Consider the following 20,214-nt stretch of genomic DNA (forward strand, 5'->3'; position numbering starts at 1 on the left):
CATGCGCGCCAACTACAAGATGCAACGCCTGTTCGTGCCCGACGACCTCGGACCAGACATCGAGTTCGAGCCCGGCCAGCAGCAGAGCCATTATCTCCTGCATGTGCTGCGGCTCGCCGAAGGCGCCGAGGTCCTTGTCTTCAATGGTCGCGACGGCGAGTGGTCGGCGGCCATATCAGCGAAGTCAAAGCGGTCGGTGCGGCTGAAGGTTCTGGCGCCGCAAAGACCGCAGCCGCCTTTGCCCGACCTCATCTACTGCTTCGCGCCCCTGAAGCAGGGCCGGCTCGATTATCTCGTGCAGAAGGCGGTCGAGATGGGCGCCGGCGTCCTGCAGCCGGTCATCACCCAGCATACACAGGTAGCGAAGCCGTCCATCGAGCGCCTGCGCGCCAATGTCGTCGAGGCCGCCGAGCAGTGCGGCATCCTGGCGGTGCCGGAAGTGCGCGAGGCGGAAAAGTTCGAACGCCTGCTGACCGGCTGGGACAAGGAGAGGCGGCTGATCTTCTGCGACGAGGATGCCTCGACCAACAATCCGTTGCCAGCCTTGCAGGCGGTAGAGGGAAAGAGGCTCGCCTTGCTGGTCGGGCCCGAGGGCGGCTTTTCCGACGAGGAGCGGATGATGCTGCGGGCGCTCCCCTTCGTGAGCGCCATTCCGCTCGGGCCGCGTATCCTGCGTGCCGACACGGCGGCCGTGGCAGCGCTCGCGGTGATGCAGGCAACAATTGGCGACTGGTAGCGAAGAAGCCGTTCAATTCCTCTTGACCTCTGGCTCAGGATTTTTCGCTTGATCGTCTCCTGACATTTCGTCCATTTAGCGCCGGCGGTGGTCCAACCGCCTTTGAGGGCTTGAAAAATGGCGCGCGATACAACCGATTTCCGGCCCATCGAAGGCGTAGACGAACTCGTCGAGCACCTGGCCGAGGGCAACAAGCCGCGCGAAAAATGGCGGATCGGCACCGAGCACGAGAAGTTTCCGTTCTATGTCGATGGCAACGCGCCGGTGCCTTACGGCGGCGAGCGGGGCATCCGCGCCATCCTCGAAGGCATGCAGAACAAGCTCGGCTGGGATCCCATCATCGACGACGGCCGCATCATCGGCCTGGTCGAGCCAACCGGCCAGGGCGCGATCTCGCTGGAGCCCGGCGGCCAGTTCGAGCTTTCCGGCGCGCCGCTGGAAACGATCCACCAGACCTGCCGCGAGGGCAATGCCCATCTGGCGCAGGTGCGCGAGATCGCCGAGCCGATGGGCATCCGCTTCCTCGGCCTCGGCGGCAGCCCGAAATGGTCGCTGGCCGAGACGCCGAAAATGCCGAAGTCGCGCTATGAGATCATGACGCGCTACATGCCCAAGGTCGGCACCAAGGGTCTCGACATGATGTACCGCACCTGTACGATCCAGGTGAATCTCGACTTCGAGAGCGAGGCCGACATGCGCCGCAAGATGCAGGTGTCGCTGAAGCTGCAGCCGCTGTCGACGGCGCTGTTCGCCAACTCGCCTTTCACCGACAGCCGGCCAAACGGGCTGCAGAGCTGGCGCGGCGACATCTGGCGCGACACTGACAACCAGCGCTCGGGCCTGCTCGAATTCTGCTTTTCGCCCGATTTCGGTTTCGCCGACTATGTCGAATGGGCACTCGACGTGCCGATGTATTTCGTCATTCGCGACGGCCACTATCACGACATGACGCATGTCACCTTCCGCCAGTTCATGGCCGGGGCCGCGCGCAATGAAGTGCCGGACGGGCTGCCGACGATGGGCGACTGGGCGAACCATCTGTCGACTTTGTTCCCTGACGTGCGGCTGAAGCGTTTCCTGGAAATGCGCGGCGCCGACGGTGGGCCCTGGCGGCGCATCTGCGCGCTGCCAGCCTTCTGGGTTGGATTGCTCTATGACGAGGCGGCGCTCGACGCGGCCGAGGCGCTGACCTCGAGCTGGACCTATGAAGAAACGCTGGCGATGCGTAATGCCGTGCCTGAGCTCGGAATTTCCGCGCCCTTCCGCAACACCACGCTGCGCGAGGTCGCCCGCGACGTCATGGCCATTTCGCGCACCGGCTTGAAGAACCGCGGCAAGAAGAACCGCGACGGCTACGACGAAACCTCGTTCCTGAACACTTTGGACGAAGTGGTTGCGCGCGGCACGACCAGCGCCGAGGAGATGCTGTCGGCCTACCACACGCGCTGGGGCGGTTCGATCGAGCCGGTGTTCATGGAATACGCCTATTAACCCCGCGCACCAGGAGCGGCAAAAGCCGCTTCAATCGGGCGTTGAAACGAATTAGGCTCGCTTCGAGGATTTCCCGGAGGAGAAGCCGATGCCCACCTTGTTCGACATGCTGACGCAGGCCCAGAACGGCAACGGCATGCAGGCGCTTGCCCAGCAATACGGGCTTTCGCTGCAGCAGACGCAGGCGGCGGTCGCGGCCCTGCTGCCTGCCTTTTCACAAGGATTGCAACGCAACACCGCCGATCCCTACGGGCTCGGCGCCTTCATGACGGCGATGGCGAGCGGCCAGCACGCCAAATATTTCGAGGACGCGACGCGCGCCTTCTCCCCGCAAGGCGTCGATGAGGGCAACGGCATTCTGGGCCACCTGTTCGGTTCGAAGGATCTGTCGCGCGCCGTGGCCAGCCAGGCGGCCCAGGCGAGCGGCGTCAGCCAGCAGGTGCTGCAGCAGATGCTGCCCGCGATCGCCTCGATGGTCATGGGCGGCCTGTCCAAGCAGACGACAAACCAGTTGACAGGGGGCCAGATGCAGGCCTTCGGCGGCGGCAACAATCCACTGGGCGAGATCATCGAGCAGATGATGCGGCAAAGCGGCATGCAGGCGCCGGCGCCGCAACAGCGCCAGGCACCGCCGCCTCAGAACCCCATGGACAACCCGCTCGGCAAGGTCTTGCAGGACATGTTCGGCGGCGGCTCACCGCAACCACAAAGCCAGCCGCGACCGGCACCAAATCCCTATGGCGACAATCCGCTCGGCAAGGTGCTGCAGGACATGTTCGGCGGCGGCGCGCCGCAGCAGCCACAAAGCCGACCCCAGCCCCAGCAGACACAGAGCCCCTACGGCGACAACCCGCTGGGGAAAATCTTCGAGGAGATGCTGCGGCAAGGCGGCGGAGGCGGCTTCGGGATGCCGGGCGGGCCGCCGGCACCGCAACCTCAAGCGCCGCAGCCGCAGCCGCGCCAGGCGCCACAGCCGCAGGCCAATCCGAGCGGCCGGCCAAGGAACCCGTTCGACGACATTTTCGGCAAGATGTTCGAGACCGGCGCCCAACAGCGCGACGACTACCAGAAGGGCGTGGAAACGATCTTCGACCAGTTCAAGCGGGACATGGACCGGCGATAGCAGTTCAAGCGTCCGAGCCACCGCGCCTTTCAACCTGGTAACATTCATCGACGAGGCAAAGAGACATGACGGCCAGACTTGAATATCCGGTCATCATCGCGCCGCTTGCGATGGAGGACGGAGGTGGGTTTTCCGCCCTTGTACCGGACCTTCCCGGTTGCTTGAGCGACGGTGAAACTCCCGAAGAAGCCATCGCAAACGTTCAAGACGCCATTGCATCCTGGATAGAAGCTGCGCACGAACTCGGCAGATCGATACCAAGGCCGTCGCGCAAGTTGGCTTTTGCCTAACCACAAAAGAAAAGCCCGGTCCTTGGGAGGACCGGGCAGCGTGCAGGCTGGCCGGCGGGGAACCGGCAGGGAGTGGGAGCCTGCATGAACCTTGGTCGCGCTGAACCGCAGAAAGGTTCAACAGGACCGAAAACGAGCCAATCAGGCGACCTTGCGGGCTATGTCCTCGATCGTTTCGACGCGGTCGCTGGCGATCTTACGCAGGATTGCCGTCGGATCGCGGCCGAACGGCACGTCGATGGCAACATGCAGGTCGGCGCGCGTCAGGCCGATATCGGCAAGCTCGGCATCCGACATCTCGCCCAGGCGGTAGAAAGCACGGCGGTTTTTCCAGGCGCGGTAGATGTTGAAGGCGGCGTTGACCACGCGCGTCGCAACGGCCGGACGCGAGGTGATGCGCGAGGTCTCGGTGGCGAAATCGATCGTGGTCATGTCAGTCTCTCCTTCGGAGTCGAGCGGACGAAACCAGGCAATCGGCGCCCGGGAGAAGCGCCGTTCCGGTCTCAATACACATGCCTTCATGTGGACAATGCCAATTTGCCATCGCCGGATTGATTAATCCAACGAATGTTTTTAATCTTTGGCATCAACACTAGTGATGGATCACGCCGATGAAAGCGCCGCTCGATCTCGATCAGTTGCAGACCTTCGTCTCGATCGCCGACACCGGCAGTTTCACCCGGGCCGCGGAAGAGGTGCACCGGACCCAGTCGGCGGTGTCGATGCAGATGCGCCGTCTGGAGGAGCGGATCGGCAAGCCGCTGTTCGAGAAGGAGGGGCGCACCAACCGGCTGACGGAAGAAGGCGACAAGCTGCTCTCCTACGCAAGGCGGCTGCTCTATCTCAATCGCGAGACGCTCGCCGCCTTCGACGACCAGCGTCTCGAAGGCACGATCCGCATCGGCACGCCGGACGACTATGCCGACCGTTTCCTGCCCGAGATCATGGCACGCTTCACCCGCTCCAATCCGCGCGTCGAACTGACCGTCATCTGCGAGCCGACGCCGGGGCTGGTCGAACACATCAAGCGCGGCAATCTCGACCTGGCGCTGGTGACGCACAATGATGTGCGCGGCCAGTCGGAGGTCGTGCGGCGCGAACCGCTGCTGTGGGTATCCTCGGCCAATCATGCGACGCACGAGCAGGAAATCCTGCCGATGGCTTTTGGGCGGCCGAACTGCATCTGGCGGCGCGCCGCCGTCGACGTGCTCGACCAGCAGAACCGCGACTACCGTATCCTGTTCACCAGCTTCTCGGCGACGGTGATCACCGCGGCCGTGCTGTCCGGCCTGGCGATCTCGGTGCTGCCGGAATGCGCGCTCAGGCCCGGCATGCGGGTGCTGGGCGAGGCCGACGGCTTCGGCGCCCTGCCCGATTGCCGCATCGGCATCATGCGCGGCCAGACCTCGCGGCCGGAGATCGTCGATGCGCTTGCCCGCCACATCTCGGAAAGCCTGGACAACATCTCGGTGCCGCTTGGCGAGGAGACGGGAACGTTCGACTTCGCCGCCCTCGCCTTCGCCAAGATGAAGCGGACAAGGCCCAATCAGATCCTGCCGGGCTGGTAGCGAGGTCATGAAGCCCGACACGGGCGCCTTGACGTAGGCTCCCAACCACCCCCCAATCGGCCAATGAGCGAAGCAGCATCCGAATCACGCACCAACGCCGCCGAATATACGGTGAGCGAAATATCGGGCGCGCTGAAGCGCACGGTCGAGGACGTCTTCGGCAATGTGCGGGTGCGCGGCGAAATATCGGGCTATCGCGGGCCGCATTCCTCAGGCCACGCCTATTTCGCGCTGAAGGACGACCGCGCGCGGCTCGACGCCGTGGTGTGGAAAGGCACGATGAGCCGGCTGAAATTCCGTCCCGAGGAAGGGATGGAGGTAATCGCCACCGGAAAGCTCACCACCTATCCCGGCAAGTCCAACTACCAGATCGTCATCGACAATCTGGAGCCGGCGGGCGCCGGCGCGTTGATGGCGTTGCTGGAAGAGCGCAAGCGGCGGCTGCAGGCGGAAGGGCTTTTCGATGCCGGCCGCAAACGCCGGCTGCCGTTCATGCCGCGCGTCATCGGCGTCGTCACCTCGCCGACCGGGTCGGTCATCCGCGACATCATCCACCGCATCAAGGACCGCTTTCCGCTGCATGTGCTGGTCTGGCCGGTTCGCGTACAGGGCGATACGGCGAGCGCGGAAGTGACCAATGCCGTCACCGGTTTCAACGCGCTGGCATGGGACAACCCCATCCAGCGCCCCGATCTGCTCATCGTGGCGCGCGGCGGCGGCAGCCTGGAGGATTTGTGGGGCTTCAACGACGAGGCACTCGCCCGTGCCGTCGCCGCCTCCGGCATTCCGGTGATCTCCGCGGTCGGCCACGAGACCGACTGGACGCTGATCGACCTTGTCGCCGATGTACGGGCGCCGACGCCGACAGGCGCGGCCGAAATCGCCGTGCCGGTCAAAGCCGACCTCGAAGCGACTCTGGCCAGCCTCGGCGCGCGGCTCAAGGCCGCCGTGCTGCGCAATTTCGAGCGCAAGCGGCAGGCCGCCCGTGCGGCGGCGCGCGCGCTGCCCTCGCCCGATCAATTGCTGGCGCTGCCGCGCCGGCGTCTCGACGAGGCGACATCGAGGCTCGGACGTGGCCTGATGGTCTCCACCGAGCGCAAGCGGGCACGATTCTTCGCCGTAAAATTGACCCCGACAATGCTTTCGCAACGGATTGCCGAGGCACGGCGCACCAATGACCGTAATCTTTTGCGGGCGCAGGGGGCTCTGCGCACTCTGGCGAGAACCCGGCGCGCGGAGCTCAATCGTGCCGCGGATCAGTTGCCAAAATGCGCCAAGGCGTCATTGCAGCGGCACAGACAGCAGTTGGCTTTGCTGCAGGGCCGCATCACGATCGAGCCGACAGCCCGGCGGCAACGTGTCCAGAGGGATCTGCTGACGGCTTTGACGAGACGCGGCGGCCAAGCGATGCTGCTCAGGTTGGAACGGTTGCGCGGCCGCATCGTCCAGGCCGAGCGGCTGATGGCGACACTGTCGCACAAGGCCGTCCTGGCGCGCGGCTTCGTGCTGGTGAAGGATGCCGACGGCGCCGTCATCAAGCAGGCCACGGACGTGGCGTCGGGGATGGCGCTTTCGCTGGAGTTCGCCGACGGCACGGCCGATGCGGTGGCAACCAGCGGCGCGGCGCGGCCAAAGCCCGCCGCCAGGACCGCGGCCAAGGCTAGAGAACCCGGCAATCAGGGATCCTTGTTCTAAGAGCATGACCGACAATCCGCACCATCTGGCAACGCCATCCGGCAAGCCGCGCGCACGACATTTCGGCATCGGCTTCGACGGAACGCCCGGGCCGTTCAACGCGATCACCGACGTGCCCGGCGTCGCGGTCGGCTATGCGACGCTGATATCAGGCGATGGTCCGCTTGTCGTCGGCAAGGGACCAGTGCGCACCGGCGTCACCGCCATCCTGCCCAGGCCGCGCGCCGAGCTGGCGACGCCAGTCTTTGCCGGCATCTTCAGCCAGAACGGCAATGGCGAGCTGACCGGCTCGCACATCATCGAGGAAACCGGCGCTTTCAACTTCCCGATCACCATCACCAACACGCATTCCTGCGGTGTTTCGCGCGACGGCACGCTGCGATGGATGAACCGGGTGCTGCCGGCCGCGCTCGACAGCGCCTGGGGGCTACCGGTGGCGGCGGAGACCTATGACGGGTTCCTCAACGACATCAACGGGCATCATCTGACATCGGAGCATGTCGCCGAGGCGCTTGACGGCGCGGCCGGCGGAGCGGTCGAGGAAGGCAGTGTCGGCGGCGGCACAGGCATGATCACCTTCGGCTTCAAGGCAGGCTCTGGCACGGCCTCGCGCATCGTCGCATGGCAAGGGCGCGCCTACACGGTCGGCGCCTTCGTGCAGTCGAATTTCGGCAAGCGGCACAATTTCACCATTCGTGGCCGGCGCGCCGATCCCGAACTCACCGAACCAGCGATCCGCGAAGCCACGGCGCGCGCGGAAAAGGGCTCGATCATCGCCGTCATCGCCACCGACGCGCCGTTCCTGCCGCACCAGATGAAGCGGCTGGCACGCCGCGTGCCGCTCGGCGTCGCCATGACCGGCGGCTTCGGCTATCACAGTTCGGGCGACATCTTCCTCGCCTTCTCGACAGCCAATCCCGCCGCGGCGCTGGCCCCGTCGGGTCGAATCGCCAGTGCCGATTTCATTCCCGATACGGACATCGATCCGTTCTTCGACGCCGTGATCCGGACCGTGGAGGAATCGATCCTCAACGCTCTGGTCGCCAATGAAGACATGATCGGGCGCGACGGCAACTTCGTGCCGGCGCTGCCGAAGGCGTGGCTGAAAGAAAAATTCGGCTGAGACGAAAACGCGGGCCGAAAGGCCCGCGCATTCAGACAGGGTTTGCCCTGAAAATCTATTCCGCGGCCTTGCTGGAAGCCTGCTGGTTTTCGTCGGCCTCGGCCGCTTCCTCGAGCCGGGAAGCGATCAATTCCTGGATATCGCCGACTTCCTCCTGGATGTCCTCCAGCGGTATGCCGACCTCGGCCGCCTTGGCGGCGCATTCGCGGGCCAATGTCTCGGCCTGCTTCTCGATTCTGGCGTGGGACTGGCAATGGACCTTTTCGCCGATCCAACCCCGCAAGAACTCGATCGCATGTTCACTCATACTGCTTTTCCCTGGCGGCAAAGCCGGTTGGTAATCATAAACGTCGGCATCCCGCAAAGGATGCATGCTCCCATTCCAGCCGAGTCGCGGCCAGCCGGCAAGTCAATGCCGTCCAGGGTCCACAGAGCCGAAGGAAATCGAGGGGTAAAGAACATTTTCTGATTCTGAAGGACTGTACCGTTGGCGGGATCGGCCCGCTCCGAGCAATTGCTTCTACCTGTTACGGCTTCCAGTCCGTTTCTTAATCTCAATGGCTGTCGCTACAGCCGCCTTGTGACGTTGCGCTTCAAGGCGTGAGCCCGCGAAGCCGCCGGTATATAGTGATATCCTCATGCGATGTCGACTCTCCTCGAGGTCGTGCATACGAGCCATGCGAAAGTCACATCGATCACCAGAGGTCAGAAGGTCTCGACCCAGGGCCTGAGCTCCATTTCCCAGGTCCAGGCGCTGCGTTGCTGGCGATGGATGGCAAGATAGGCCTCCGCGATCGCGTCCGGCGACAGCCGGCGATCCCGCGGCTCGGCGTCCTGGCCTGACGCGGCCGAGGCAATGGCGCCGTCGATGATGAAATGCGCGACGTGAATGTTCTTGGGCGCCAGTTCACGGGCCATGGATTGCGCCAGCCCGCGCAATCCGAATTTGGGCATGGCAAAGCCGGCGGAGCCGGCGAACCCCTTCACGCTTGCCGTCGCGCCGGTGAACAGGATCGATCCCGAGCCCAGGGCCAGCATCCGGCGGGCCGCCTGCTGGGCCACCAGGAACCCGCCATAGGCCCCAACCAGCAGCGCCTGGCGGACCGCCTCGGGATCAAGCTCTGCTATCGGGCCGCGAGCGCGGCCGCTGGCATTGAAAACCGCCAGGGAAAGCGGACCGGCCTTGTCGGCGACATCAAACAGCTGCTCCACCGACGCCGGGTCCGAGACATCCGTCGCCACGGCTTGCGCGCTTGTCTGCGCCTGCAATGCCCCGAGCTTCTCGATGTTGCGGGCGGCCAGGACGATTTGGAAGCCTTCCCTGGCGAGAAGACGCGCGAGCGCGGCGCTCAATCCCGAGCCCGCCCCCGCAATGACGGCAACGTTGGATGTCATGGGATCTCTCCTTCTTCCATTGATTGCAGCCAAAGACTGGCGCCGCCCCCATTGAAGCTTGCCGGATCAGAGCGGCGCCGGCAACGCGCTCGGCGGCAAGAAAAATGGCCGGGCGCGAAAGCGGCCCGGCCAAAAAAGAAGGTCACAACCTTCAGAGGGGAACACCGCTCAGTGAAATGGGAGGAAAACACCGAACGGATTTTTCTGTTTTGGGCCGATTTTCGGACAGATACGACGAACGATTTTCTAAAGATGAGGCAGGACAGCGAAAATCCTGTCCTTTCCCTCCCAAAAGACTCAGCCAGCCCGGATCTGCGGCTCAAGCAGGTCCGCATAATGACGTCGCGCGACGTCGGGGTGCGAGCGCAGCCGGCTTTTCAGCACATTGGTTCCGACATCGCGAAACAGCGGATTGTCCGGTTCGCTGGCCGGTCCGCGTGCCTGCGCCGCCAATTCCTCGGGGAGTTCAAGCAGCGGTATCGTGGCATCGAGTTTGGCGCTGAAGAAGAACGGCACCGAGATGCGTTCGATGCCGGGAGGCGGCGTCACGACGCGATGCACGGTCGCACGCAAATAGCCGTTCGAGGCCAGCTCCAGCAATTCGCCGATATTGACGACCAGCGTCCCGGGAATGGGGTCCACATCGACCCAGCTTCCGTCATAGTCGACCTGCAACCCCTTATTGTCGTCCTGGAGCAACAGCGTCAGGAATCCGCCATCCTTGTGCGCGCCGACGCCCTGGTCGCCGCCTGTCGCCTCGCGGCCGGGATAGCGCACGATCTTCATACGGTGGTTGGGCTCTCCGCGGTAGATCGGGTCGAAGCCATCCTCGGGCTGGTCGAGCGACAGCGCGAAGGCTTTCAACAGCCGGATGGCCACCGCCGTTGCCTTGGCCTGCCATGCCAGCAGGGCGGGTTTGAGCTCCGGCAACGCAGCCGGCCACTGATTCGGCCCCTGCAGCCGCGTCCAGGCCGGAATTCCGGGGCCTTGCGCTATGGGCTGGCGCTCGACGCCGATATCGAGCTGCTCGCGCCAGTCCGCCTTGCCCTTGGTCAATTCGCCGCCGGCCCGGGTATAACCACGGAATTGCGACGACTTGACCATTTCGATCGCCAGCTTGTCGGCCTCGGCCAAGGCAAAGAAGCGGCGGGACGCGGTCAGCACCTCGCTGATTTCCGCCCAGGAGATCCCGTGTCCGGCCAGATAGAAAAAGCCGATGTCGCGCGAGGCGGAGCGCAGGTCCGCCAGAAACGTCCGACGTTCCGACACGCCTTGTTCAAAGCGGCTCAAATCGAGCACGGGTACTATTCTGGGCATATCAGGCTCCTTTCCCGGTTTCTTGCGGATGTGTGCCCATCCGCGAACCAGGCCTGTTGGACATGCGTGCACTTTTCGGCGGTCACAACCGCCAGCAATGCCCGCAAGTCTCATCGACTCCAGATTGCCAAGAAAGAAACGATCGGCCCTTCGAAGCGGCCGCGACGAACAATTTTTCCACGCGCGCCGGCAAGCCGACAATGACCCCGATCATTCGGCAGATATGAACCACCGGCAGGCGCGCGGCTCCGGCCTATTGGGCTGCCCTGAGCAGCATGCCGAAGAGGTCGCGCGGCTCGTCGGGGTCGGCCAGCATGTCGAGTTCCTGATAGAGGCCGGTCGAGGTCAGTTGGTCCCTGACGTAACGCAACGCCGAAAAATCCTCGATGGCGAAGCCGACGGAATCGAACAGCGTGATCTGGCCGGCATCGCGGCGGCCTTTGACGGCGCCGGTGAGCACCTGCCACAGCTCGGTCACCTCATAATCCGGCGCAAGCTGCTGAATCTCGCCTTCTATACGCGTCTGCGGCGGGTATTCGACGAAGATGCCGGAGCGCAGCAGGATGTCGCGGTGCAGTTCCGTCTTGCCCGGACAGTCGCCGCCGACGGCGTTGATGTGCACGCCCGGGCCGACCATGTTGTCGGTGAGGATGGTGGCGTACTGCTTGTCGGCGGTCACGGTGGTGATGATGTCGGCCCCCTCGACAGCCTGCTGCGCGGTGGTGCAGGCGACCATCTCGAAGCCGAGGCCGGCAAGGTTGCGAATACATTTCTGTGTCGCCGAACCGATGTCGTAAAGCCGCAGCCTGTCGACGCCGAGCAGTGCCTTGAACGCCAGCGCCTGGAACTCTGCCTGGGCGCCGTTGCCGATCAGCGCCATGCAGCGGGAACCGGCCGGCGCCAGGTGTTTTGCCGCAAGGGCCGACATGGCAGCCGTCCGCAGCGCCGTCAGGATGGTCATCTCGGACAGCAATACGGGATAGCCGTTGTGGACGTCGGCCAGCATGCCGAAAGCGGTCACGGTCTGGCGGCCCTCGCGCATGTTCTTGGGATGGCCGTTGACGTATTTGAAGCCGTAGACCTCGCCGTCACTGGTCGGCATCAGCTCGATGACGCCCTCGGCGCTGTGCGAAGCAACGCGCGGCGTCTTGTCGAACAGTTCCCAGCGGCGGAAATCGTCCTCGATATAGAAGGCGAGTTCGACCAGGAACCGCTCGACGCCGATTTTCAGCACAAGCTTCATCATATGGTCGACGCTGACGAACGGCACGATGTTGAGATTGGGAATCATGTCTTGGTCCTTGCCCGCATTGCCGCGCCAGTCAGTCCTGGCGATGCGCGTTGTGCGCCTTCATCATCGCGGCGAGCGCCGGATCGTCGTGCTCCAGCGCGTCGATCGCGCCCGAAGTGTCGCAGCGGCGCTCATCCTGCCCCATCTTGAACTTGGCTTCGAGGCGTTCGATCGGCAGGTCGAAGCCGAGGATGTGAGGTATGCGCCGCTCCATGCCGCCGGGGCCGAGCTCGCGCATGCGCCAGCGGTCCTCTTGGCTGCTTTCCGACAAGCTAAGGCTACTCTTCCAACTATGTCAACATCTCTTCATTGTTGACCAGATTTAAAATCCCTGTAATAGACTCGACACAACGAGGCTGAGAACCCAACACGCTTTTCGGGGAGGCCAATGGCAATACGCGATGTTCTGATGCGCGGGGATCTGGCGCTGACACCGTCGGAGGAAAAGATCGTCCGGCTGCTGTTGACGGACTATCCGACCTCAGGCCTCGGCACCGCCTCGTCGCTTGCCCGACGCGCCGGCGTCAGCGATCCGACCGTGGTCCGGCTGGTGGTCAAACTCGGCTATGAGGGGTTTCCGGACTTCCAGGCAAAGCTGCTCGCCGAGGTCGAGGCCCGGCTGCATTCACCGCTGCTGATGATGGAGGCAAAGCGGCAAAGCGGCTCCAGCGACAGCGCGGTGCTCGCCTATCTCGATTCCGTCACCGCGGCCCTGCAGAAAGCCACCGCAGCGACACCGGTCCGGACCTACGAGCGGGCCGCGCGCCTGCTGATGGAGGCCAAGGGCGAGATCGTGCTGGTTGGTGGCCGGTTCAGCCGCCATATCGCCGGTATGCTGGCCGGATATCTCGGGCAATTCCGCTCCGGGGTCCGCGATCTCGGCGTGCTCTCTCCCCAGGCGTTCGACACGCTGGCCGATCTCGGCCGCCGCGACGTGCTCGTCGTCTTCGACTATCGCCGCTACCAGCTCGACGTGATGGCTTACGCACGCCAGGCCTCGGCACTCGACGTGCGCATTCTTCTCTTCACCGACCAGTGGCTGTCGCCGATATCGGATCTCGCCGAAGTCAACATCGTCAGCCCGCTCGAAGTCGCATCGCCCTATGACACACTGGCGCCGGCGATCGCACAGATGGAGGCGCTGACCGCCCATATCGTTTCAACGCTGGACGACCAGGCACGGGCTCGCATCGAGCGGATCGAGAAAGTGCGACACGCCAATGCGGTGACGCTCGACAACGATCCGGATGGGAACGGCGCACGCCAGACAGTTGGCCCACGCAAGACACCCGGACCCAAAGCAGCAAAGCAGGACGACAAAGCATGACCCAAGCCTCATCCAAACAGGCCCTACCCAAGCGAGACGAAGCCTTCCGTGCCGGCGAGACGGCGCTACTGCTGGTCGACATGCAGCGTATCTGGCTGGAGCCGGGTGCCGACCCCTCGCATCCGGAGCGCGGCCCCGATCATTATTTCTATCGGCAGACAGCCTCGCGGACGATCCCCAACCAGGAGCGCCTGCTGGCGGCGGCGCGGGCCAATGGCGTGGAAGTGCTGCACACCATCATCCAGAGCCTGACCGAAGACGGCCGCGACCGCTCGCTCGACCACAAGCTGACGCCGATTCATGTCGCGCCCAGCCTTCCCGAAGGCCTGCCGGTGGCTTCGCTGGCGCCGGTCGGCGACGAGATCATGCTACCGAAGACCTCGTCGGGCATCTTCAACTCGACCAATGTCGACTATCTCCTGAAGAACCTCGGCATCCGCTACCTCGTCGTGGTCGGCGTGCTGACCGACCAGTGCGTCGACATGACGGTGCGCGACGGCGCCGACCGCGGCTACCTCGTCACCTGCGTGTCGGACGCCTGCGCCACCATCACCCAGGAGCGCCACAACATCGCGCTGAAGGCCTTCGGCGGTTATTGCTGGGTCACGGACACCGATACCGTCGTCGACCGCTTCAACGCTTTGGGAAAAATTGCATGACATCTGCCGTCGAGCCCCTCGTCGCCGTCGTCACCACGGATCTCGCCGCCATCACACGGGGCCGCTTCGTCGTCGAAAGCAGGCTGCAGAAGACCGCCACGACCGGCGTCGGCTGGCTGCAGGCCAATCTGTCGATGACGCCGTTCAATTCGATCGTCGATCCCAATCCCTGGGGCTCGTCCGGCGACCTGCGGCTGATCCCCGACCTCAAGGCGCGCTTCCGCACCGAACGGACGGGAGCGGCGACGCCGTTCGACATGGTGGTGGGCGACATCGTCGAGCTCGACGGCAGCCCCTGGCTCGGCTGCACGCGCACCATGCTGCGGGATGCGCTGGCGGAACTCAAGGCGGCCACCGGCCTTTCCGTCATCGCTGCCTTCGAGCACGAATTCCACATTGCCGACGGCAGCTTCGCGCCGGCGCATTCGATGTCCTTCGCCGCGCTGCGCCGCACCGATCCGTTCGCCCCCAATCTGATGGCCGCGCTCGAAGAGGCAGGCGTCGGGCCTGAAGTGGTCATCGCCGAATTCGGCAGTGAACAGTTCGAAGTGACGCACGAGCCGGCCGATGCGCTCACCGCAGCAGATCGTGCCGTCGCCATCCGCGAGATCACGCGCGAAGTGGCGCGCAACGTCGGCTGGCGCGCGAGCTTCGCGCCCAAGATCGCCCCCGATGCCGTCGGCAATGGCGTGCACATCCATTTCAGCTTCGTCGATCAAGACGGCAAGCCGGTGACCTACGATGCGGCGCAACCCGGCTGCCTGTCCACCAAGGCCGGCACCTTCTGCGCCGGCGTGCTGCGTCACCTGCCGGCGATCACCGCCATGACGGCGTCGAGCGTGTCGTCCTTCTACCGGCTGAAGCCGCATAGCTGGAGCTCGTCCTATACCTGGCTCGCGGACCGCGACCGCGAGGCATCGCTGCGCATCTGTCCGACGGTGACGATCGGCGGGCGCGATCCGGCACGGCAGTACAATGTCGAGTACCGGGCGGCCGACGCCACCGGCAATCCTTATCTGTCGCTGGCGGCGATTATCCGCGCCGGGCTGGAGGGGATGAAGGTGGATCTGCCCTCGCCGCCGATGGTCACCGACGACCCGACGCTGATGAGCGAGGAGGAACGGGCAAAGCTCGGTCTGGTGCGGCTGCCCGAGACCTTGCCGGCGGCGCTGGACGCACTGCTGGCCGACAACACCGTCACGGGCTGGTTCGCGCCGATCTTCATCGAGACCTTCGTCGGGCTGAAGCGGCATGAAGCCGACCGCCTGGCCGGCCTTGATCCCGCTGCCATCTGCGATCTCTACCGGACGCTTTATTGATGACCGCGCGGACTGAAAAAGATTGGCCCGACGCCGTCGAGGTTCTCAACGAGCATGGCCGCAGCGACATCGTGCTGTTGTGCGAGCATGCGTCCAATCATATGCCGACCGAGTATGACCAGCTCGGGCTCGATGCCAGCCATCTGCAACGCCACATCGCCTGGGATATCGGTGCCGCGGAGGTGACGCGTCTGCTGTCGGCCCGGCTCGATGCGGCGGCGTTCCTGAGCGGCTATTCCCGGCTGCTGATCGATCTCAACCGGCCGCTGGGCAGCCCGGGCAGCATCCCTGTGCTGTCGGAAGATACCGATATTCCCGGCAATGCCGGCATCGGCGCGGCGGAACGAAACCGACGCGCGCAAATCATGTTTTCGCCGTTCCATGACCGGGTGGCGGCATTTCTCGACCGTCGGATGGCCGAGGCCAGGCCGACACGGATCGTGACCATCCACTCCTTCACGCCCGTGTTCCTCGGTGTCGCCAGGCCATGGCATGCGGGCGTGTTGCATGACCATGCGGCCGATCTCGCCGCGGCGATCCTTTCGGGCCTGCGTACCGACGCGTCACTCAATGTCGAAGCCAACGTGCCCTATGTGATCAGCCGCGACGCCGATTACGCCGTGCCCATCCATGGCGATGATCGCGGCATCCCAGCCGTGCTTGTCGAGATAAGGCAGGATCTGCTGGCGAACCGCTCCGGCATCGAGGAATGGGCGGACCGGCTGGTGGCGGCACTGCCCGCGCATGAAGCGGAGGCATCTCAGCCGGCGTGGACGTGACGCCGCGACCATCGTGTAGGTCGGCAAGCCGCGCTTCTCGCCATCAGCGCGGCGCTCGCATGATGGGTAACGAAGCCGCGGCTCACGCCAGCCACTTCTTGATCGCCGGGCTGCGAGAACGGCGCGCATGCGATGCTCGGCATCGGGACCCGCCAGCGCCATCCGCGCGGGTCGGACCGCAATCGACGCCGATCACGGGAAAGGCCGCCTTCATGCCCGGCAGCACGCCGGTTTGCAGTAGCGCCTCGATCGAAAGATCGCGGCCATTTACATGGCCCCTGCATTAGGCCTCCCGACCCGACCTGCCGTCCCAACCGGCGGCAGGGCAATCTCGCTAAAGCGATGGCCCCATCAGGATAGGGCTGCCGTCGCTGAACCGGGATAGGCGGAACCTGTGAAGCTTGTGTCCCGTCTCGTTGCCCTGGATCAAATCGGACAGGAGGCGGCCAAAGCCAGGGCCTATGCCGAAGCCATGGCCGCTCATTCCCGTCGCGATAACGAGACCCGGAACCGTGGCGGCGCGATCGACCACGGGCACGACATCCGGCATCGCATCGATCATGCCCGCCCAACTGGCCTTGAGCGGCACTGCGGCGAATTGCCGGAACAGCCCTTTGAACCCACGGTCGATGGCGCGAAGAGCCTTGGCCTCGGGGGCGGGATTGAGAACGCGCATCCTTTCGAACGGGCTTTCCTTGTCCGCGTCCCATTTGCGCGGCGTTGACCAGCTGTCCGGAAATGCACGCGGCGCCACCGGCAGGTAGCGTGTGCCAAAGGGATTTGCCTTCAGGGCGGGCAGATATTTCGGCGCGTGGCGCAATGCATCCGGCCCGACATAGAGCAGGTGGCTGCCTCCCGCGGCAAGCGTGTACCCGCCATCCTTTCTGCGCCGGAAGGCGATGCGCTCGTCGGCGGCGGCACCGGCATGGATTTCCGGCATCGGCGCCGTCGCCGCGACGGTCGTGCGGACGCTGAGCTGCGGGATCGAGACGCCGTGCGCGCGCAGGAACAGCGATGTCCAGGCGCCGCTGGCGACAAGCACGCTCGACGTCGCGATGCGGCCTTTCTCGGTCCAGACACCGCTGATGCGTCCGGCCGAGATGTCGAGCATGCGTGCCGCGCAGTTCTCGATGATGGTGACACCCGCACGCGCGGCCAGGCGGGCAAGGGCCGGCACGGCGACCCAGGGCTCGGCACGCATGTCCGACGGCGTGGTCATGGCGCCCTTGAAGGGGCGGGACATGGCCGGGATCAGCTTGGCGGTCTCGCCTTGGTCGAGGAGGCGCGTGTCGACGCCATGCGCCTGTGCGATCTTCAGGAACTTGGCGAAATCAGCCATCTCCTTGTCGGTGCGTGCGAGATAGGTCACGCCCGTCTGCTTCAGGCCTATGTCCTCGCCGCATTCCTCGGCCAGTTGGCGCCATAGACGCTGTGCCTCGATGACGATAGGCAATTCGTCCGCATCGCGGCCCTGCTGGCGGATCCAGCCCCAATTGCGCGAGGATTGCTCGGCGGCGATGCGGCCCTTTTCCAGCAATGTCACGGATATGTTGCGCCGGGCCAGGAACAGCGCCGTGGTGACGCCGATGACGCCACCGCCGACAATCACCACATCCGACGTCTTCGGCAGCGGAGCCTGAAACTGGATCGGACTGGCTTCAGTGAAAGGGAAGGTCGTCAAAGGATGTCCTTTTCCATAAGCATTACCCTTCGCCCATGCCCGGGGGCGCGAAGTCGCCCGCTTTCATGGGAGGCTGGCCAGCCATGATGTGTCGACGAGCACTACACGGCCAGCCTCGAAATCCAGCGTGCCAGCTCGATCAAACTGTTGACCACCGTCGGGCAGCTTCTCGTCGCCGCACGCAGCCTTCGAGACCCAGGTCACGGCAGCGATAGGCAGCTTGCTTCACGGCTTCAGGCCAATCCGAATCGCTCCACCGCACGCATGATGCCGCGCAATTCGGCAAGGCCCTTCAGCCGGCCGATGAGCGAATAGCCGGGGTTGATCTTCTTCTTGCCGATGTCGTCGGCGAGCAGATGGCCATGGTCGGGCCGCATCGGGATTTGCCAGTCGGCCCGCCCCTGTTCGCGGCGGCGCTTCTCTTCCTGCATCAAGGCGAGGATGACATGCGCCATGTCCGTGCCGCCTTCGAGATGCTCGGCCTCATAGAACGAGCCGTCCGCCTCGATGGTGATGTTGCGCAGATGGACGAAATGGATACGGTCGGCGAATTCCTTGACCATGGCGACAATGTCGTTGTCGGCGCGCGTGCCATAGGAGCCGGTGCAGAAGGTCAGTCCATTAGCGGGGCTGTCGACGGCATCGAGGATGAAACGCGCATCCTCGGCCGTCGAAACGACGCGTGGCAGGCCATAGAGCGAGAACGGCGGATCGTCGGGATGGATGCACATGCGCACCCCTTCCTCTTCAGCCGCCGGAATGATCTCGCGCAGGAACCAGGCCAGGTTGTCGCGCAATTCCTTTGGCCCGATCGCATCGTATTCCGCCAGGGCTTCGCGAAAACTGTCGCGGTCATATTTGCGCTCGGTTGCCGGCAGGCCGGCAATCAGGTTGCGCTCGATCTCGTCGATCCGCTCCGGCGTCAGCACCTTCAGCCGCTGCTCGGCCTCGGCGATGCGCGCCGGCGCGTAGCTGGCCGCGCCGTTCTTGCGCCGCAGCACGAAGAGATCATAGGCGGCGAAGTCGATGGCGTCGAAACGCAAGGCATAACCGGTCGTCGGCAGCCGGTAGGCCAGATCGGTGCGGGTCCAGTCCACCACTGGCATGAAATTGTAGCAGATGGTTTGGATGCCGGCCTTGGCGAGCGCGCGGATGCTGTCGCGATAATAGCCGGCATAGCGCTCGCGCTCCGGCGCGCCGATCTTGAAGGAATTGTGGACCGGGATGCTCTCGACAACCGACCAGGTCAGCCCAGCCGCCTCGATGATCCTCTTGCGTTCGAGCACATCGGCTTCAGGCCAGGCCCTGCCGTCATAGATCTGGTGAAGGGCTGAAACCACGCCGGTGGCGCCGGCCTGCTTGACATAATCGAGTGTCACCGGGTCGTCAGGTCCGTACCAGCGCCAGCACTGTTCCATTGCAGCTTTTCCTTCTTACGAGAGAACGGCAACCTATTGTTCGACCACGATGAGTGTCAAACTGAGAGCTGGTTTCGATAGCGAATGAAGGAGCTTCCGCGATGCACGATTTTGACGGCAAAGTGGCATTGGTGACAGGGACGACCGGTATCGGCCTGGCAACCGCCAAACGCCTGGCGGCTGGGGGTGCTGCGATCATCGCCTGCGGCATCGACCGGGCAGCCAATGCCGCCATGCAGGAGAGCCTCGCCAAATCCGGAGCGGATGCGCTCGTGCAGACGGTTGACGTCTCCGTTTCCGAGCAGGTTCGCGATGCTGTCGCGGCCGGTGTAGCGAAATTCGGCGGCATCGATGTCATCGTCAATTCCGCCGCGGTCCATCCCTACGGGACCGCGACGACGACCGACTGGGACACTTGGAACCGGGCGATGACGGTCAATGTCGGCTCGATCTATCTGACCGCCCATTTCGGCATTCCGGAGATGATCAAACGCGGCGGCGGCGCCATCGTCAACGTCGCTTCGGTGCAGGGCTTCGCCTGCCAGCAGAACGTCGCCGCCTATGCCACGACCAAAGGCGCCATCCATACGCTGACGCGGTCGCTGGCGCTCGACTACGCGGCATCAGGCATAAGGGTGAATTCGGTCAGCCCGGGTTCGATCCGTACACCGATCCTCGAAAAGGCCGCGCGTGGGGCCGGCGGCAGCGACGCCGATGTCGAAGAAGCCTACAGGCGCTTCGGCGCGGCCCATCCGCTAGGCCGCATAGGCGAACCGGAGGAAGTGGCGGAACTCATCGCTTTCCTGTGCTCGTCGAAGGCCGGCTTCTGCACAGGCGCCGACTACAAGATTGATGGCGGCCTCACCGCCGGCATCGGCGTGAAATAGGGCCATGAAGTCCGGTCTCTGCTCCATCGGGCGTGGTGACATCAACGCATCCAGTTCGGAACAATCTTTTTTGGTCGAAGTTCTCCCCCTTGAAGGGACGAACTCTCCGAAGGAG

The 20,214-nt window shown here is 64.3% G+C and carries 20 protein-coding genes; 12 read left to right on the top strand and 8 right to left on the bottom strand.

Annotated elements, in window-relative coordinates; translation table 11 throughout:
• Position 1 precedes the first annotated feature (1 nt).
• From FJ948_RS25130 to FJ948_RS25145, 4 genes are all read left to right on the top strand, one after another.
• Positions 2-736, top strand: coding sequence for a 16S rRNA (uracil(1498)-N(3))-methyltransferase (locus FJ948_RS25130; protein ID WP_140709353.1), 735 nt, complete (start codon positions 2-4; stop codon positions 734-736).
• Positions 737-853: 117 nt separating this feature from the next.
• Complete coding sequence (locus tag FJ948_RS25135; RefSeq protein WP_140709254.1) at positions 854-2,227, top strand: glutamate--cysteine ligase; 1,374 nt, start codon at positions 854-856, stop codon at positions 2,225-2,227.
• 88 nt (positions 2,228-2,315) lie between these two features.
• On the top strand, positions 2,316-3,350 hold the full coding sequence (locus tag FJ948_RS25140; protein WP_140709256.1) for a DUF937 domain-containing protein: 1,035 nt from the start codon (positions 2,316-2,318) through the stop codon (positions 3,348-3,350).
• 65 nt (positions 3,351-3,415) lie between these two features.
• Positions 3,416-3,640 (top strand): type II toxin-antitoxin system HicB family antitoxin, encoded by a 225-nt coding sequence (locus FJ948_RS25145; RefSeq protein ID WP_140709258.1) that lies wholly within the window; start codon positions 3,416-3,418, stop codon positions 3,638-3,640.
• A gap of 141 nt (positions 3,641-3,781) precedes the next feature.
• Here FJ948_RS25145 and FJ948_RS25150 read toward each other — a convergent pair whose 3' ends face one another.
• On the bottom strand, positions 3,782-4,072 hold the full coding sequence (locus tag FJ948_RS25150) for a DUF1127 domain-containing protein (RefSeq protein WP_140709260.1): 291 nt from the start codon (positions 4,070-4,072) through the stop codon (positions 3,782-3,784).
• A 179-nt stretch (positions 4,073-4,251) separates the two neighbouring features.
• On the opposite strand from FJ948_RS25150, the gene FJ948_RS25155 reads away from it, so the two are divergent.
• From FJ948_RS25155 to FJ948_RS25165, 3 genes are all read left to right on the top strand, one after another.
• Entirely contained in the window at positions 4,252-5,208 is a 957-nt protein-coding gene (locus tag FJ948_RS25155) for a LysR substrate-binding domain-containing protein (RefSeq protein ID WP_140709262.1), read from the top strand.
• A gap of 63 nt (positions 5,209-5,271) precedes the next feature.
• The gene (gene xseA, locus FJ948_RS25160) at positions 5,272-6,903 is read left to right on the top strand and encodes an exodeoxyribonuclease VII large subunit (protein WP_140709264.1); all 1,632 of its coding nucleotides are present in this window, start codon (positions 5,272-5,274) and stop codon (positions 6,901-6,903) included.
• 4 nt (positions 6,904-6,907) lie between these two features.
• On the top strand, positions 6,908-8,026 hold the full coding sequence (locus tag FJ948_RS25165) for a P1 family peptidase (protein WP_140709266.1): 1,119 nt from the start codon (positions 6,908-6,910) through the stop codon (positions 8,024-8,026).
• Between the two features lie 55 nt (positions 8,027-8,081).
• Here FJ948_RS25165 and FJ948_RS25170 read toward each other — a convergent pair whose 3' ends face one another.
• The 5 genes from FJ948_RS25170 to FJ948_RS25190 form a co-directional block, all read right to left on the bottom strand.
• Positions 8,082-8,333, bottom strand: coding sequence for a DUF768 domain-containing protein (locus tag FJ948_RS25170; protein WP_015316487.1), 252 nt, complete (start codon positions 8,331-8,333; stop codon positions 8,082-8,084).
• Positions 8,334-8,731: 398 nt separating this feature from the next.
• A complete protein-coding gene (locus FJ948_RS25175; protein ID WP_140709268.1) occupies positions 8,732-9,421 on the bottom strand; it encodes an SDR family NAD(P)-dependent oxidoreductase in 690 nt (229 codons plus the stop codon).
• 297 nt (positions 9,422-9,718) lie between these two features.
• The gene (locus FJ948_RS25180) at positions 9,719-10,738 is read right to left on the bottom strand and encodes an isopenicillin N synthase family oxygenase (RefSeq protein ID WP_140709270.1); all 1,020 of its coding nucleotides are present in this window, start codon (positions 10,736-10,738) and stop codon (positions 9,719-9,721) included.
• 253 nt (positions 10,739-10,991) lie between these two features.
• Positions 10,992-12,029 (bottom strand): ornithine cyclodeaminase, encoded by a 1,038-nt coding sequence (locus tag FJ948_RS25185; RefSeq protein WP_140709272.1) that lies wholly within the window; start codon positions 12,027-12,029, stop codon positions 10,992-10,994.
• Between the two features lie 31 nt (positions 12,030-12,060).
• Positions 12,061-12,267, bottom strand: coding sequence for a hypothetical protein (locus tag FJ948_RS25190; protein ID WP_246677616.1), 207 nt, complete (start codon positions 12,265-12,267; stop codon positions 12,061-12,063).
• A gap of 150 nt (positions 12,268-12,417) precedes the next feature.
• Between FJ948_RS25190 and FJ948_RS25195 the strand changes: the two genes are divergently transcribed.
• The 4 genes from FJ948_RS25195 to FJ948_RS25210 are packed head-to-tail and all read left to right on the top strand — an operon-like array spanning position 12,418 to position 16,113.
• Positions 12,418-13,356, top strand: coding sequence for a MurR/RpiR family transcriptional regulator (locus tag FJ948_RS25195; protein ID WP_140709274.1), 939 nt, complete (start codon positions 12,418-12,420; stop codon positions 13,354-13,356).
• Entirely contained in the window at positions 13,353-14,015 is a 663-nt protein-coding gene (locus tag FJ948_RS25200; RefSeq protein ID WP_140709276.1) for an isochorismatase family cysteine hydrolase, read from the top strand. The genes FJ948_RS25195 and FJ948_RS25200 overlap by 4 nt, the downstream gene beginning before the upstream one ends.
• Positions 14,012-15,334 carry a glutamine synthetase gene (locus tag FJ948_RS25205; protein ID WP_140709278.1) on the top strand — a complete coding sequence of 441 codons (1,323 nt, stop codon included), beginning with the start codon at positions 14,012-14,014 and terminating at the stop codon, positions 15,332-15,334. The genes FJ948_RS25200 and FJ948_RS25205 overlap by 4 nt, the downstream gene beginning before the upstream one ends.
• Positions 15,334-16,113: an N-formylglutamate amidohydrolase gene (locus FJ948_RS25210; RefSeq protein WP_140709280.1), complete on the top strand. Its 780-nt coding sequence runs from the start codon at positions 15,334-15,336 to the stop codon at positions 16,111-16,113. Before FJ948_RS25205 ends, FJ948_RS25210 begins: the two co-directional genes overlap by 1 nt.
• Before the next feature lie 334 nt (positions 16,114-16,447).
• Here FJ948_RS25210 and FJ948_RS25215 read toward each other — a convergent pair whose 3' ends face one another.
• On the bottom strand, positions 16,448-17,794 hold the full coding sequence (locus tag FJ948_RS25215; RefSeq protein ID WP_140709282.1) for an FAD-binding oxidoreductase: 1,347 nt from the start codon (positions 17,792-17,794) through the stop codon (positions 16,448-16,450).
• Between the two features lie 233 nt (positions 17,795-18,027).
• Complete coding sequence (gene uxuA / locus FJ948_RS25220) at positions 18,028-19,212, bottom strand: mannonate dehydratase (RefSeq protein ID WP_140709283.1); 1,185 nt, start codon at positions 19,210-19,212, stop codon at positions 18,028-18,030.
• A 101-nt stretch (positions 19,213-19,313) separates the two neighbouring features.
• Between uxuA and FJ948_RS25225 the strand changes: the two genes are divergently transcribed.
• Positions 19,314-20,099 carry an SDR family oxidoreductase gene (locus FJ948_RS25225; protein WP_140709285.1) on the top strand — a complete coding sequence of 262 codons (786 nt, stop codon included), beginning with the start codon at positions 19,314-19,316 and terminating at the stop codon, positions 20,097-20,099.
• Positions 20,100-20,214: the final 115 nt, after the last annotated feature.

It is taken from the genome of Mesorhizobium sp. B2-3-12, assembly GCF_006442205.1.
Taxonomy (GTDB): Bacteria; Pseudomonadota; Alphaproteobacteria; order Rhizobiales; family Rhizobiaceae; genus Mesorhizobium.

Bases quoted from the DNA above. Each gene is read 5' to 3' on its own strand.
- FJ948_RS25130 (WP_140709353.1), top strand. From the start codon at position 2: ATGCGCGCCAACTACAAGATGCAACGCCTGTTCGTGCCCGACGACCTC.
- FJ948_RS25135 (WP_140709254.1), top strand. From the start codon at position 854: ATGGCGCGCGATACAACCGATTTCCGGCCCATCGAAGGCGTAGACGAA.
- FJ948_RS25140 (WP_140709256.1), top strand. From the start codon at position 2,316: ATGCCCACCTTGTTCGACATGCTGACGCAGGCCCAGAACGGCAACGGC.
- FJ948_RS25145 (WP_140709258.1), top strand. From the start codon at position 3,416: ATGACGGCCAGACTTGAATATCCGGTCATCATCGCGCCGCTTGCGATG.
- FJ948_RS25150 (WP_140709260.1), bottom strand. From the start codon at position 4,072: ATGACCACGATCGATTTCGCCACCGAGACCTCGCGCATCACCTCGCGT.
- FJ948_RS25155 (WP_140709262.1), top strand. From the start codon at position 4,252: ATGAAAGCGCCGCTCGATCTCGATCAGTTGCAGACCTTCGTCTCGATC.
- xseA (WP_140709264.1), top strand. From the start codon at position 5,272: ATGAGCGAAGCAGCATCCGAATCACGCACCAACGCCGCCGAATATACG.
- FJ948_RS25165 (WP_140709266.1), top strand. From the start codon at position 6,908: ATGACCGACAATCCGCACCATCTGGCAACGCCATCCGGCAAGCCGCGC.
- FJ948_RS25170 (WP_015316487.1), bottom strand. From the start codon at position 8,333: ATGAGTGAACATGCGATCGAGTTCTTGCGGGGTTGGATCGGCGAAAAG.
- FJ948_RS25175 (WP_140709268.1), bottom strand. From the start codon at position 9,421: ATGACATCCAACGTTGCCGTCATTGCGGGGGCGGGCTCGGGATTGAGC.
- FJ948_RS25180 (WP_140709270.1), bottom strand. From the start codon at position 10,738: ATGCCCAGAATAGTACCCGTGCTCGATTTGAGCCGCTTTGAACAAGGC.
- FJ948_RS25185 (WP_140709272.1), bottom strand. From the start codon at position 12,029: ATGATTCCCAATCTCAACATCGTGCCGTTCGTCAGCGTCGACCATATG.
- FJ948_RS25190 (WP_246677616.1), bottom strand. From the start codon at position 12,267: ATGCGCGAGCTCGGCCCCGGCGGCATGGAGCGGCGCATACCTCACATC.
- FJ948_RS25195 (WP_140709274.1), top strand. From the start codon at position 12,418: ATGGCAATACGCGATGTTCTGATGCGCGGGGATCTGGCGCTGACACCG.
- FJ948_RS25200 (WP_140709276.1), top strand. From the start codon at position 13,353: ATGACCCAAGCCTCATCCAAACAGGCCCTACCCAAGCGAGACGAAGCC.
- FJ948_RS25205 (WP_140709278.1), top strand. From the start codon at position 14,012: ATGACATCTGCCGTCGAGCCCCTCGTCGCCGTCGTCACCACGGATCTC.
- FJ948_RS25210 (WP_140709280.1), top strand. From the start codon at position 15,334: ATGACCGCGCGGACTGAAAAAGATTGGCCCGACGCCGTCGAGGTTCTC.
- uxuA (WP_140709283.1), bottom strand. From the start codon at position 19,212: ATGGAACAGTGCTGGCGCTGGTACGGACCTGACGACCCGGTGACACTC.
- FJ948_RS25225 (WP_140709285.1), top strand. From the start codon at position 19,314: ATGCACGATTTTGACGGCAAAGTGGCATTGGTGACAGGGACGACCGGT.